Here is a 12,295-nt window from a genome sequence, read left to right as displayed (position 1 = left end):
CTCCGGAAGGCTCTGCAGCGGCTGAAGGCATCGTTAAACAGTTGGGACGACCCACGCTGGACCCGTTGACCGTCCTGGTACGAGAAGCAGCGCAGAATAGCTGGGACGCCCGCCTTCCCGACGGTGCGATCGAATTCCGTATAGATATACGCACACTCGGCGATGACGCCCACGCCTGGCGTGACCTGCTGCTGCCGCAGCCACCGAGTGGGTCCAATGTCAATCTCGATGCGGCTCTCCGCCCTGAGACCGTGGTACTGGTGGTCTCCGACCGGAACACCAGAGGATTGGGCGGTCCGCTCCGTGCCGGCGAACGCGCGCACGGCGAGGAGACACCGGACTTTGTCCAGTTCCTCCGCAACGTAGGGGAACCCAGCGACCACCGCTTCGGCGGAGGGACATATGGCTTCGGCAAGGGTATCTTCTATCAATTGAGCAACGCGGGTGCAATTCTCGTGGACACCCACACTGCTACGGACGGTCCGGCTGCCCGCCGACTGATGGGTGCGGCGCTCGGCAACAGTTGGTACCTCGGAGAGCAATGCTTCACCGGCCGCCACTGGTGGGGTCTTGTGGCGCCGGACAACATTCCGGACCCGATCCTCGCCGGACAGGCCGACACAATCTGCAAGGCCCTGCGATTGCCCGGATTCGATGACGGCAGCAGTGGTACAGACATCGTCGTCTTGGCAGCCGACCTGGGATCCATCGGATCCGAGTCGGATACACGCGACCGCACGCCCGAGGAGGCAGCGACCTTCATCTCGTCTGCGATCCTATGGAACCTCTGGCCGAAGATGGTCCCGGACCGCCACGGACGACACATGCGCTTCGCCGTGGGCGTCAACGGATCCTACGTACCAGTTCCCGAACCCCACACTCTCGATGAGCTGGCGCCCTTTGTGGAAGCGCTGGAGGAGATCAGGGCAGGAAACGGAGCCGCATTCTCACGAACAGTTCCACCCAAGCACGCAGGCAGCTTTGCCATGATCCTGACCGCTGCCAGCAGCGCGAGCAATCGGCTCCTGATAGAGGCGGCCAAACCGTTCGACGGCCCCTCCCACCACGTCGCCCGCATGCGCGTGGCCGAGCTCGTTGTCGACTACCTTGCCGGCTCTCCCCATCCCGACCCCCACCTCGCTTATGCAGGTGTGTTCAAGGCATCCGAGGACGCCGACGCACTGTTCGCGTCCGCCGAGCCGCCCACACACGACGACTGGATCTCCAAGGGCCTGACCGGGACCGCACGGGGCGTTGTCGTGGGAGCACGCACGTTTGTGCAGAAGCAATTGGACGAACGGCTCGGACTCGGATACCAGAGCGGTGGCACTGGGGGCCAAGGACTAGGGCAGTTGTCGGCGCTGCTCGCCGGTATAGTCCCCGCGAGGTTGAGCCAAACGTCTGATGACGGCGTCACAGCAGGCGACTTCGGCCATGCCAGCGAAACGAGGGGAGCCGGCCTCCACTACGGCAGTGGAGGCGGCCGGGATGGTGGAGGCGGCGCCACCCTTCGACGAAGGGGAAGACCTCGCTTGCATGGAACTCCGATACTGCTTGTCCACGAGGGAAACCCGTACCTCGTCGCTCACGTCAAGGTCCCTGCTGTGGATACCAAAAGAGTTCTATCTGCGGACGTCGACGTCGTTCTCGAGGGAGGCGGCCGCGAGAGTGAGCCGCCGATAGGAGCCGCTGTTCCGCAGATCACGCTTTGGCAGTCTGCTGACGGATTTGTCACACGTGGGAAGATCGTCACAATACCTGCAGGCGACGAATCGGACTGGTACGTCTACGCTACGCACGTGCCCGACGCCGTCGTTCGCTTCCGGGTGAACGAGGTGGCATCCGATGCAGGCTGACGTTCGTCCATATCTCGTGCCCCGTCCCGGAACCGTCGTTTGGGAACCGTGGTATCTGTTCGACGCAGACGAGTGGAGTCTCTTGTCGGACGAGATCGACGGTTGGGATCCGGGTACGGATCTACAGGTAGCACGACACGTGCGAGTCGATGTTGCGCGCTTTGCCCAGGAAACAGGAATAGCCATTGCGGATGTCGCACTAGTCGTCTCCTGGACGAGTTCGACCACCGCCATGACCGAGGCCGCGCCGTCGGTGAGGTTCGACTCGAACGGTATGGCTACGGTCTCCGCGACACTTGTCGGGGAACGCCTGTCCGGAACTCTATCGCTGCGCAGCACCATAAGCCTCGCAGGCACTCTCGCGAAGCAAGCGGCGGGTGTGGCGTCCATCCCTGGCTCGGTGCTCGCCGAGCATACCCAGCAAGCGGTGTTGGAGAACGCGTCCTCGATGTTCCCAGTGCACGAGGTTGACTTCACCCATACACGGCTCTCCCCCACCGCCAGTTGGCACTTGGAGACGAGCACGGACCTGACCGCACCCTTCTTCGGAACGTTCCGAGTGCTCATCAACAAGCGCGACCGGGAGTTGAGTGCCGCCGTCAAGCGCGGCGCCAAGGATAAACGCCAACAGCTTCTGCTCGACGAGCTCCAGGCCAGCGTCGCTACGCTACTCCTGGAACTTGCTCTACATCTCCGCGAAGAACTGGCAGAACGTGAGGAATGGCCCTCGAACAGCGTTGGAGACGTGCTGGCAAGGACCATCGCTGTGTCGCCGTTGCACCTCGTCACACCACCGTCGCCCATAGATCTTGCGGAGTTCAGGACTCAACTATCGGGTGCAGTGCGGAGCCTCGGAAGGGGGAGGATCTTCCAGTGAGCGAACTCTGGCCCCATCTACCCGCCGTCGTGAGCGAAGCCTTGTATGACCATGTCATCGAAGGACGGCCTCCCGCCCCGCAGGACACTCATCCGGAACAGACGTGGGCCCCCATAGGCGCTCGCATCAGGCCGAAGCGTATCAGGCAGTTGATCGACGCGATCTACGCATTGGCCAAAGAGCGTGGCTTCCCGACTCCCCCTAATATTCATACAAAAAACTCTTTTGACCGGGACGCGGCTCATCTGATTCGTAGCCACATGGATCTGTCGTGGGCAGAAGCTGGCAACCGCGACCTCTGGTCCTTCATTTCCCTCGTTGCCTTGCCGCACGTCACGATGTGGCGGTTCGGCCCAGACAATAAGGAACGATGGGTTGCTTCCGATTTAACCCGACACACCTGGGCCCGATTGTGGTGGCACGCGGTTGTGTTCGCCGGCCAGGAGCACATCCTGGCTGCCCTGACCGAGAGTGATCTCAATCAGCTCATGGAACGCCGCAGCATCGGCGGTGATCCCCGCCTTGTGAGAGAAATGGCCCGAGCTGTCCTCGAACACACCGCAGACGTCCCGCGCAGGCCGGTGATCCGCGACGTCACCGCGCGCCTGCGTCGATACCTGGCGTTCCTTGACATGCGAGCTCTCTCCGACCGCCAAGTCCGAGATCTTTGCAACACGTTGACAAACGAAACAATCACGCGGCTCAGGACAGCCGGCGTCTTGTATCGGGAGCAATCGCAGGCTTGAGCCCCGGTGAAAGTGCATGCCTCCTTGACGCCAGTCACCCCAGAGAGCCGCCGGGTCATGCCAATGCCCCGTGCCTCGGATTGCGGTGAGACCGGGACAAATCTTGGACTGCCGGTACAAATGTCCTAGTATGCGACCATGGCGCTGAATAAGGTTGTCCGCGACTTCAAGATCACCGTCCTGGGCCGCACTCTGGAGCACCTTGGCACACAGATGTACAAGCGACGAGACGTCGCGATTGCTGAGCTCGTCGCCAACTGTTGGGACGCCGGAGCGACTCGTGTGGACATCATGGTTCCATCTGAGCATGAGTATGATCCCCGAACCAGTGTCCTGACGATCACAGACAACGGCGTCGGCATGACAGACGACGAAGTCGAGCACAACTACCTGGTTATTGGCAGGAACCGTCGAGCGGCTGGACAGTCCCCCAATAGGGGACGGCCGGTCATGGGGCGCAAAGGAGTAGGCAAGCTGGCGGGATTTGGGCTTGCTCGCAATATGACCGTCACTACTTGGCGCAATATGAGATCGTGCACCTTAACGTTGGACGCGAGCACACTCAAGACCGACCCTGACTCCACCGAGCGTGTCACCATTCCAGGTGTTCTCGAGCCGGTGGATGAATCCATGTCAATGTATGAAAGTGGAACTCGCATTGTCATGCGCAACCTCAAGCACAAGACACCTGTCGACATCACTGGACTCGGCCAGGCCCTTGCTCGCAGATTTAGCACCAGGGTACGCGGCGACATGACGATCTACCTCAATGGCGAACCTGTCTCCGACCCAATAATCAGCTTTGACATGCGCGAACCGGAGACTGGAGACGAGACGGTCGAAATCTCGCCTGGGCAATCCGTCAGATGGTGGGCTGGCTTCAGTAGCACTGTTCTGCCGAAGGAGTTGCAAGGGTTCACGGTGATCGTCAATGGAAAGACGGCTCAGGCCCCTCCTTATTTCTTCGATGTCGAAGGCACAGCCAGTGGTCAGCATGGCACGAAGTATCTAACCGGGGTCATCGAAGCGGACTATCTGGATGCCGGGGTCGACGATGATAGCGACAGAGTGTCGACAGACAGGCAGGAAATCGATTGGGATGACGAACTGGCGGCCCCTCTTAAAGCTTGGGGAGACGCACTTACTAGGCGACTTCTACGCGAACGCATAGAAAAACGGGGCGAACGCGTAAAGAATACAGTCCACGAGAACACGGATTTCGCTGCAAGAATAGCCAGGCTCGACAAGCAATCTGCCAATCAGGTGTACAAGTTTCTTGTACTACTGGGCAAGTCCGGAACGGAAAATGACCAAATAGATCCCCTGGCGGACACAATCCTGCGCGCTTTCGAGTACAGGCAATTCCACGACTTTATATCAGAGTTGGACGTTGCTGCCGCGAATCCCCACACTTTTCAGCAGGCCGTGGAGTACATGCGCGATTGGAAGCTGCTCGAAAGTCGCGCCGTGCTCGAGGTGGTCAGGGGGCGCCTCGACGTCATCGACAAGTTCTATGACTTGATCGTGAACGATGCTCCCGAAACCGCCCCGAAAAAGGGTCGCGAAAACTTGCACGACCTTATTGCCGACTACCCTTGGCTGATCAACCCGGAGTGGCAGATATTCTCCGAGGAAAAGAGGGTGACTGCCACTCTCAGAGAATGGGGCCGCGAAGATCTCGACGACCCCGAGTATGCAGGTCGCTACGACTTCTTAGCGCTATCGGGTGATGGAAAGCTAGTGGTAATAGAAATCAAACGCACAGGCCACTCGGTCACGATCGATGATTTGTACAACCTCGAGAAGTATGCCGCACGCCTTGATGCCGCTCACACGATTGGGTTCATGGCGTTCATCTCAAGCGAAAATTACGAAATCCCCACCAGGGTACAAAAGGCATGGGAAGATCGCCAGGATGCTGCACTACTCACCTGGCAGCAGATCCAGACGCGCGCCCGCAACTACTATGAACATTATCGAGCGATTCTTGAGGGCGATATTCAGGATGCTCACTTCGCCAAGAAGGAGCAGGAGGTGGCACGCACGCGTCAAGTTCTGACACAAGGCGCTTATAGGGGCGTAGAAAGGCGTCGGAAAGGTCTTGGGCCGCAAGATATTGATTACGACGTTCCCTGATTATCGCCTTGTTGACAACGTAGTCTGCAGGCACTTCCGTACCGTTGCGCCGAACTCTACGATCAACCCCGCAGAAAGTTATAGATGGCGCCTGCGATGGCACGGCCAAGCGGGATGGGGACAGCATTGCCGATCTGCCTTGCAATATCAACCTTTGACCCGCACCAATGGAAGTCGACGGGAAAGCCCTGTATACGGGCGGCTTCGTAATGTGTTATCGGGCGATCTTCGACAGGATGAAGATATCTTCCTTTCTCGGGTTTGAAGAACTCCGTCCTGATGGTCACCGAAGGCTCACCCAGGCGAAGCCTACCCATAACGTCACCAGTACCCGTTCTATGATTGTCCCAGCTTTCCGTCGACAGGTATCCGACATGAGCGACTACGCCTTGGGGGTTGGGTTCCGAGTAAATCTGAATCTTGCCGTTGCCGTCGACCGTGTACCACTTGCCATATAGATCGTTCCTGTTGCCGCCACGAGGGATTGCCCGGTAACGAGCCCTGGAAAGGGGCTGAGGGTTGCGGCCGACGTGCAGATCTCGCGTGGCGAAGATACCCGGGACATAGTCATTGATTTCCGGAAACCTTGTGCGAATCGGGGGAAGCTCGGTTCCGCTGATCGTCATAGCCGAAGATTCGTCAAAGACGCCGTCCACCGGGATCCAGTAGGCAGGCTGCGAGTCTCCTGATATTTCTTCCCGGCGTGGAGGCTGCTCCTTCTTACCTTTCGCTTTTGGGAGCGGTACGTACGATGCGTTCGGATAACTGAAATCCCCCAGTTCGCCGAGGCTCTTTCGCACGCCTATTATCACCGCCCGGCGACGCGCTTGGACAGCACCGTAGTCGGCGGAGTTCAGCAGGAATTGTGCGGTCCACTCGTCCGGCGACCCATCCGGATCTGCTCCTGGGGGGGTCGCCAAATGATAATGCTCTAGCAATCCGCCGGGTTGAATGACTTTAAGCAAATCCTGAAATTCATCGGACTTCAGAAAACGGTCGACGTTCTCAATGACAAATACTTTTGGCCGGATTCTCGCCACGATCCGAACAAATTCTTCCCACAGTCGGTTTCGCTCCAGGCCGAATTTCTTCCGATTCAAGGCCGAAAAACCTTGGCACGGAGGCCCTCCGATGATCACGTCTGCGTGAAGGTCCTCTTCGGTGGGTTCCCACTTCTCGATATCACCAACATGGATCCGAGTGTCAGGTCCTTCAGGATCGGGGCGGAGACTTCCGAAGTTGGCAGCGTACGTGGCCGCTGCCGCCGGATCGTGCTCCACTGCGGTGATACTCCGGAACACGGGACCATGGTTCGCCACACCTTGAGGACGAAACTCATGGAACCCCTGAGTGAAGCCGCCACAGCCAGCGAAGAGATCTACGACTGTGATGGGGGCAGCGGCTCCGGTGTTGTGCATAGGCTGATCTTAGCCGGCTCTCGCTGGTGGGATGCTAGTGTGACTGATTTAAGGTTCTGATGCCCAGACATTCCAAGACACTGCCAGAGGGCCCTGTATGTGATGAGGTGGCCGGAAGCAGTGGTTCGGCAGCCGTCAGCACGACTCTTCCCTGGAAACAGCGACGACGGAGTACGTGGGGTGGGTGACGGAAGGGCTAGCTTTGGCGCGAATGCCGTCGCTCCCGCACAACTACGGCGATGCTCCTGGCAGCCTCTACTGGATCCTCGTGTTCCCAGACACGGATGGGCAGCCAGCCGAGGTCGAGGAGCTTCTGGTCAGTGTCCCGATCACGTTCCCGGTTACGGTTGATCTTTTCACGCCAGAAGGCGGCATTCGTCTTGGGCCATGTCGCGTGCTCGGGGCAGCCGTGCCAGTAGCACCCATCGACGAAGACAGCCACACGCGCGGGACCGAACACGACATCCGCCTCACGGCGCAGACCAGGTAGGGGCCGCCGATGCACACGGTAACGGAGGCCCGCGCGATGGAGTTCCTTGCGGAGGATGAGTTCAACCTGTGTGTTCCGGCTGCGCTGACGGCTCATCCGCTGACTTACCGCAGGCGTCGTCGTCAAGACTCGCATTGGAGCGCTCTTCCTTCGTCGGGCAGTGTACGACCACTTGGGTGCAATCAACGCGATGATAGTGATCTTGCCAGCGCCGACGAGCCCCAATGCACGGCATGCACCGTCACTTCGGGATTGAGGCCATGACGAGCATGGACTTCGGTGCGCATCTCACAAGTGGGGCCGATACGAGACTGCCAGTCTGGAGACTGCCCGTAGATCCATGGTATCTACCTGATGGTGGTCGACTCTTCATAGCATCGATTGACGCCCCCCAGCGTGAAACCTCTGCCAGCGGGCCCGACAACGCCGCTGGCCTACCGCTACTCACCCAGGTCGTCGCTGCCCAGCCTGTACCCACCAATGCCTGAGCCAACAGCGCCCACCCGCATCGCCGTAATCGATCGCGCCACCACCCTGGGCATCGACCTCCAAGTCGTCACCCACGACCAGGCCACCACAGGCTCGCCCCCGCTCGATGGGACAAGCACGCCCTCGGCCAGCTCATGCTTAGCCGCGCTTGACCCGGGACTACGAAGTGCAGCCCGGCCCGATCCGAAGCTCACCGCACCCCGGATCCTGGCTGGCCTGCGCAATCTGGGCATCGGCCTGGCACGGAAGCTCGGCTGGACCGACCTCGCCGCCACCGACCGCTACCGCAGTCACCCTGCCGACGTCCTGCAGCTACTCGGTCTCACCACATGAGAACGCCTTCGGCCCTACTCCCGTCTGGCTTCCGACCTCATGGCCGCCCAACACCCGCAGAGGAGCGCTTCGCTCTCGCAGTCGGAACTGGGGACATGCATCGGATGATCTTGAGCAGCCCATGCGCATAGTGGGCCATATCCCCAGCTCGGCTGGCCTATGCAGGGGGACGAACTTCCACTCTCCTAAAGCGGTACGTTGCAACATCTGACACTTCAGACCAATCCCGGCGATTCGGTTGCTGAGGTGTGTGAAGCGCAGTCCAATGGCCCTAGGCCCCTGGTCCGAAGCTTGATCGTGCATCCGAAGGAGTCACGTATGGCCCGGGAGCAAGTGGAACAGGCATTGCGCCGAGCTGAGCAACTCACCGATCAAGCCAGACCCGGTCTTGACCGTGCGATCGCGCTCATGGCGCAGAACGTCTGGAGCGGCCCGGCCGCTCAGCGTTTCGTCAGCGAGCTCACCGGGCAGCACCAAGCCCTTATCGGGGCGTGCGCTGGTGCGGTAGACGAACTGCGAGCGTTGTTAGCCCGTACGCCGGCGGACAGTCCAGGCTAGGCCAATGGGCCAGTTGGAGGGCATGGTCCCTGAGGGCGTCCGCAGCCTGAAGGACGCCCTGCGCCAGGCTGAATCGTCGCTGGACTCCATCGGCGAGGAGTTATGGAACATCCTGCGCGGAGCCTGGTTGCCGACCAGCTCGGCCGACACGATCCGTCAGGTAGCGGCGTGGGCTGGAGCCCAACGGATCGGGTGGTCAAGTGTCGTACAGGCCGTCCCATGGTTCGTAGAAGCCGATGTTGTTCGGGTAGAACTCGGCGTGTTCTTCGCCTTCGAAGGTCTCGATGACGAGGCCGAACAGCACGCCGTCGAACGTGCGCTGGAAGGGCCGGATGGCGATGTCGTCGAAGCGAAGGCCCGGAAGCGCGTCGAGCCAGTGCTTCAGCCGCCCGTGGGCGAGGTCGACGGCTGTCCGGTGGTCGTCTTCGGTGCCGATGCGCTCGATGCGAGAGTCGAGGTGGTGGCCGGCGGTGTCGAAGGTGTGCAGAACGACGTACCAGCGTTTGTGCGTCGGCCAGTCATCGGTACGGGTGTAGCCCTCACGGAAGGCGGCGACGACGGAGCCGAAGAGCTGGCCGCCTTCCCAAGGGCCGATCGTGCCGGTGTGGTAGTCGGGTTCGTAAACGATGGGGATGATCTCGGGGACTGTCATGAGCTGGAGAGTAGCCATTGGAGCCGACAACACTTTGAACTGTCACGATCTTGCTAACGTCGGTGCTAACAACGCCCTTGAACGCCCCTGGACGGCTCTGGAGTCTCCGAAGCCCGGAGCCCCTGATGACCAGGCGTTTCTGTCGGTGCTGGATGGCGATGGACGTCTCCGGCCTCGCTTGTAAACAGAAGGTCAGGGGTTCGATTCCCCTCGTCGGCTCTGCAGCTCAAAGGCCCCTCCCGAGATTCGGGAGGGGCCTTTCGATTTCGCAGCGCCGTACAGCAACCGCGTTAGTTTTCCTGCTCGCGGAAGCGGCAGCGCGGCCAGGGCCATCCTTAGCCGCGTGATGTGATGGAGCCGGTTCAGCCCGCCGTATGAGGTCCCCGTGCCTGCGCCGATGCTCCGGGGCCAGAGTCAGCCCGACCAGACGTGGCCTCACCGTCACAGTCCGCTATGTCTGATAGATCGCCATCAGCGCCAACCGGTGCAAATGAGAGGGCCAGCGGTTAGGGTGTGCCGCGATGACAACTCCTGCTATGCCGGGCGCGCGGTGGTTGCTGCTGGACGAGTACACCGGCGAGGTGGGTGAACCGGACGTCACACTGGGCGTGTGCCACGACATCGACGGGCTCTTCTCAGATCCCGAGCCCATCCCCCTACCAGAGACCTTCACCCTGCTCGGCTGCGAGCCGAGGGGGCCGCTGCTGGAGGCGCTGGGGCATCTGGGGACCGAGCGGGCGTGGCTGCCCAGCATCGCCCTGTTTCCCATCCACCGCCAGCGGCCTGACAGGTGCCTATGGGACGAGCGCGGGTGTACCTGCGTGGAAGAGCTCATCGACGTCACCGTGATCGGCCGACGCCCGTCGGCGACACGGGACGGCCTTGTCGACCTCGACCTGCGCGGGTATGTCCGGCTGCTTCCGGCCGCGGGGCTGCCGGAGGACAAGCCGGACGTGACAGGGTTTCGGCTGGCCGCGCTTGATGACGTGACGCTCGGCTGGTGTCTGGATGTTGCTGGAGTCTTCCGCAAGCGACCGGCCGCGCCGATCCGGCCGGTGACCCTGATCGGCTTTCTCCCCGAAGCGCCGCCGTTGCTGAGGACCATCGAGGGAAGCAAGCTCACGGCCTCCGTCATGGCCCTTCAATACGACGGGCGGATCGCCGGCGAGGGCGGGCTGCTGTCGGCCACCGTCATCGCCGCCCGCCCGTCGAAGTTGGGCAATGGGCTGCTGGACATCACCTTCGACGGTGGGATCGAGAAGCCGACACCTAGTGGTGCTCGCGAGATCTTCCGCATGTGGTACGACGGCGGTCCGGCCCAGCCCAACCTGTGGACACGCTACGACCGGCTGCTGCAGCGCGAATGGCTTGGTCTGGCAGTCGGTCGTCACCTTCTTCAGGGCGGACTGCCGGACAAGCCAGCCGGGACGACCTATCACCTCGACGGTCGTTTCGTCACTGACATCGACGCCTTCTATTGCGCCATCGGAGAAGCGATCAACGGTCCCGGCGGCTATTTCGGCTGGGACCTCAACGCTCTCGACGACTGCCTCGCCGGCGGATGGGGTGCCACCAGCCCGTTCCGGCTGATCTGGCACCACTCTGATGTGGCCCGCCGCCACCTCGTCGCCGGCTACGACCGGCCGGACCACCGCCTGCGCGACTGGGGGCCGAGCATCGAACTGGACGACCTTCTGGAGATCTTCTCCGAGCACAGAGTCGAGGTCGAGTTCCGCTGACATCACGGCTCGAATCACCTCTGACAAATCGGCATGGCGTCACCACTGGCGCCAGCTATGCGCGATAGATGACCGTGAGTGCCACCAAGGCATACGTGCTTGAATGACAAGCTCAGGGCCTTGATCGCTATTGGTAAGGCCGGCATTGAGCCGGTCCGGAGCGTTGTGGGTGGCCAGCTTGACGCCGGATGTCTCGGGACTCGACCGTCCAGGGATCCCCGTAGATGAGCACCAGCCATGGACAATCCAGCTTTACGGCTAGAACCCCACGTACGGAAGCGCTCGCCACATCCACAACATGACACGCCACCACAGCAAGACCCGGAACACGTACGCAATGATCAAATAGGGAGAAGCCACGACTATGCGAGCTTTCGCGGCTCAGCGATCGAGCGGTGCGCAATGAAAGCGATCCGCTTCCAATCCGACGGCCGTAGGCTTCACCTCGGAAGGGTCCGCTAGGCAGGGAAGTCGGTGTCCCAGGGATAGGCGAACCGATCGGGCGCTACGCCCCAATCCTGGAGCAGGGTGAGAAGGGCGGCCTCGTCGGTGGCCACGGTGCGCTTGGTTTCGTTGCTTCCGATGTCGTAATCCCAGCTGTCGAGGCGCTCGGTGACGTATTCGCAGTGTGTCAGCCGGAAGCTGCGTCTCTCGTCGTTACGGGTCCAGCCCTGTCGCTGGGCGGCATCGTCGGCATCAGTTTGCAGGGGGCGGATCTCGATCCATGCCCGGTACTGCGGCTCGCTCGCCTCGACTTCGGCGACGAGGGATCTGCCAAGACGAAGCGCGCTTAGCTTGTCCGTAGGGAAGACTGCTTCAGCGGGTTGATCCACAGGGTTCAGCGTCTCATGGTGGCGTCCGGGGGACCGTGCGATGAGCTTGCTCCGCTCCGACGGACACCATCGTTGTGGTGGTCAGGCCGCTGCGACTGCCTCGTAGTCGGCGGGGCTACGGTAGCCCAGGCTGCTGTGCAGGCGGTGCAGGTTGTACCAGCCCTCGAT

The 12,295-nt window shown here is 61.2% G+C and carries 10 protein-coding genes; 6 read left to right on the top strand and 4 right to left on the bottom strand.

The features are described 5' to 3' along the window. Window positions 1–65 precede the first annotated feature (65 nt). The 4 genes from ACBI99_RS43440 (at window position 66) to ACBI99_RS43425 (ending at window position 5,615) form a co-directional block, all read left to right on the top strand. The gene (locus ACBI99_RS43440) at window positions 66–1,856 is read left to right on the top strand and encodes a hypothetical protein (RefSeq protein WP_375075138.1); all 1,791 of its coding nucleotides are present in this window, start codon (window positions 66–68) and stop codon (window positions 1,854–1,856) included. After that, on the top strand, window positions 1,846–2,733 hold the full coding sequence (locus ACBI99_RS43435) for a hypothetical protein (RefSeq protein WP_375075137.1): 888 nt from the start codon (window positions 1,846–1,848) through the stop codon (window positions 2,731–2,733). The genes ACBI99_RS43440 and ACBI99_RS43435 overlap by 11 nt, the downstream gene beginning before the upstream one ends. Then, window positions 2,730–3,479: a hypothetical protein gene (locus tag ACBI99_RS43430; protein ID WP_375075136.1), complete on the top strand. Its 750-nt coding sequence runs from the start codon at window positions 2,730–2,732 to the stop codon at window positions 3,477–3,479. Before ACBI99_RS43435 ends, ACBI99_RS43430 begins: the two co-directional genes overlap by 4 nt. Before the next feature lie 138 nt (window positions 3,480–3,617). Next, complete coding sequence (locus ACBI99_RS43425; RefSeq protein WP_375075135.1) at window positions 3,618–5,615, top strand: ATP-binding protein; 1,998 nt, start codon at window positions 3,618–3,620, stop codon at window positions 5,613–5,615. Between the two features lie 62 nt (window positions 5,616–5,677). On the opposite strand, the gene ACBI99_RS43420 is transcribed toward ACBI99_RS43425, so the two are convergent. Together ACBI99_RS43420 and ACBI99_RS43415 are read right to left on the bottom strand one after the other, a co-directional pair. Continuing rightward, the gene (locus ACBI99_RS43420; RefSeq protein ID WP_375075134.1) at window positions 5,678–7,033 is read right to left on the bottom strand and encodes a DNA cytosine methyltransferase; all 1,356 of its coding nucleotides are present in this window, start codon (window positions 7,031–7,033) and stop codon (window positions 5,678–5,680) included. 196 nt (window positions 7,034–7,229) lie between these two features. Beyond that, window positions 7,230–7,619 carry a very short patch repair endonuclease gene (locus ACBI99_RS43415; RefSeq protein ID WP_375075174.1) on the bottom strand — a complete coding sequence of 130 codons (390 nt, stop codon included), beginning with the start codon at window positions 7,617–7,619 and terminating at the stop codon, window positions 7,230–7,232. Window positions 7,620–8,003: 384 nt separating this feature from the next. Between ACBI99_RS43415 and ACBI99_RS43410 the strand changes: the two genes are divergently transcribed. Next, window positions 8,004–8,345 carry a hypothetical protein gene (locus ACBI99_RS43410; protein ID WP_375075133.1) on the top strand — a complete coding sequence of 114 codons (342 nt, stop codon included), beginning with the start codon at window positions 8,004–8,006 and terminating at the stop codon, window positions 8,343–8,345. 754 nt (window positions 8,346–9,099) lie between these two features. Here the strand turns inward: ACBI99_RS43410 and ACBI99_RS43405 are convergent. Further along, window positions 9,100–9,555, bottom strand: coding sequence for a hypothetical protein (locus tag ACBI99_RS43405; protein ID WP_375075132.1), 456 nt, complete (start codon window positions 9,553–9,555; stop codon window positions 9,100–9,102). A 521-nt stretch (window positions 9,556–10,076) separates the two neighbouring features. Here ACBI99_RS43405 and ACBI99_RS43400 point away from each other — a divergent pair. Continuing rightward, on the top strand, window positions 10,077–11,294 hold the full coding sequence (locus ACBI99_RS43400) for a barstar family protein (RefSeq protein ID WP_375075131.1): 1,218 nt from the start codon (window positions 10,077–10,079) through the stop codon (window positions 11,292–11,294). A gap of 458 nt (window positions 11,295–11,752) precedes the next feature. Here the strand turns inward: ACBI99_RS43400 and ACBI99_RS43395 are convergent, their stop codons facing one another. Continuing rightward, window positions 11,753–12,127 carry a hypothetical protein gene (locus ACBI99_RS43395; RefSeq protein ID WP_375075130.1) on the bottom strand — a complete coding sequence of 125 codons (375 nt, stop codon included), beginning with the start codon at window positions 12,125–12,127 and terminating at the stop codon, window positions 11,753–11,755. Between the last annotated feature and the right edge of the window lie 168 nt (window positions 12,128–12,295).

The organism is Nonomuraea sp. ATR24 (genome assembly GCF_041950485.1).
Classification (GTDB): domain Bacteria; phylum Actinomycetota; class Actinomycetes; order Streptosporangiales; family Streptosporangiaceae; genus Nonomuraea; species Nonomuraea ceibae.
The sequence above is the reverse complement of the archived record's forward strand: the minus strand, read 5'-3'. Positions and strand labels throughout refer to the sequence as shown.

Bases quoted from the DNA above. Each gene is read 5' to 3' on its own strand.
- ACBI99_RS43435 (WP_375075137.1), top strand. From the start codon at position 1,846: ATGCAGGCTGACGTTCGTCCATATCTCGTGCCCCGTCCCGGAACCGTC.
- ACBI99_RS43425 (WP_375075135.1), top strand. From the start codon at position 3,618: ATGGCGCTGAATAAGGTTGTCCGCGACTTCAAGATCACCGTCCTGGGC.
- ACBI99_RS43420 (WP_375075134.1), bottom strand. From the start codon at position 7,033: ATGCACAACACCGGAGCCGCTGCCCCCATCACAGTCGTAGATCTCTTC.
- ACBI99_RS43415 (WP_375075174.1), bottom strand. From the start codon at position 7,619: ATGAGCCGTCAGCGCAGCCGGAACACACAGGTTGAACTCATCCTCCGC.
- ACBI99_RS43410 (WP_375075133.1), top strand. From the start codon at position 8,004: ATGCCTGAGCCAACAGCGCCCACCCGCATCGCCGTAATCGATCGCGCC.
- ACBI99_RS43405 (WP_375075132.1), bottom strand. From the start codon at position 9,555: ATGACAGTCCCCGAGATCATCCCCATCGTTTACGAACCCGACTACCAC.
- ACBI99_RS43400 (WP_375075131.1), top strand. From the start codon at position 10,077: ATGACAACTCCTGCTATGCCGGGCGCGCGGTGGTTGCTGCTGGACGAG.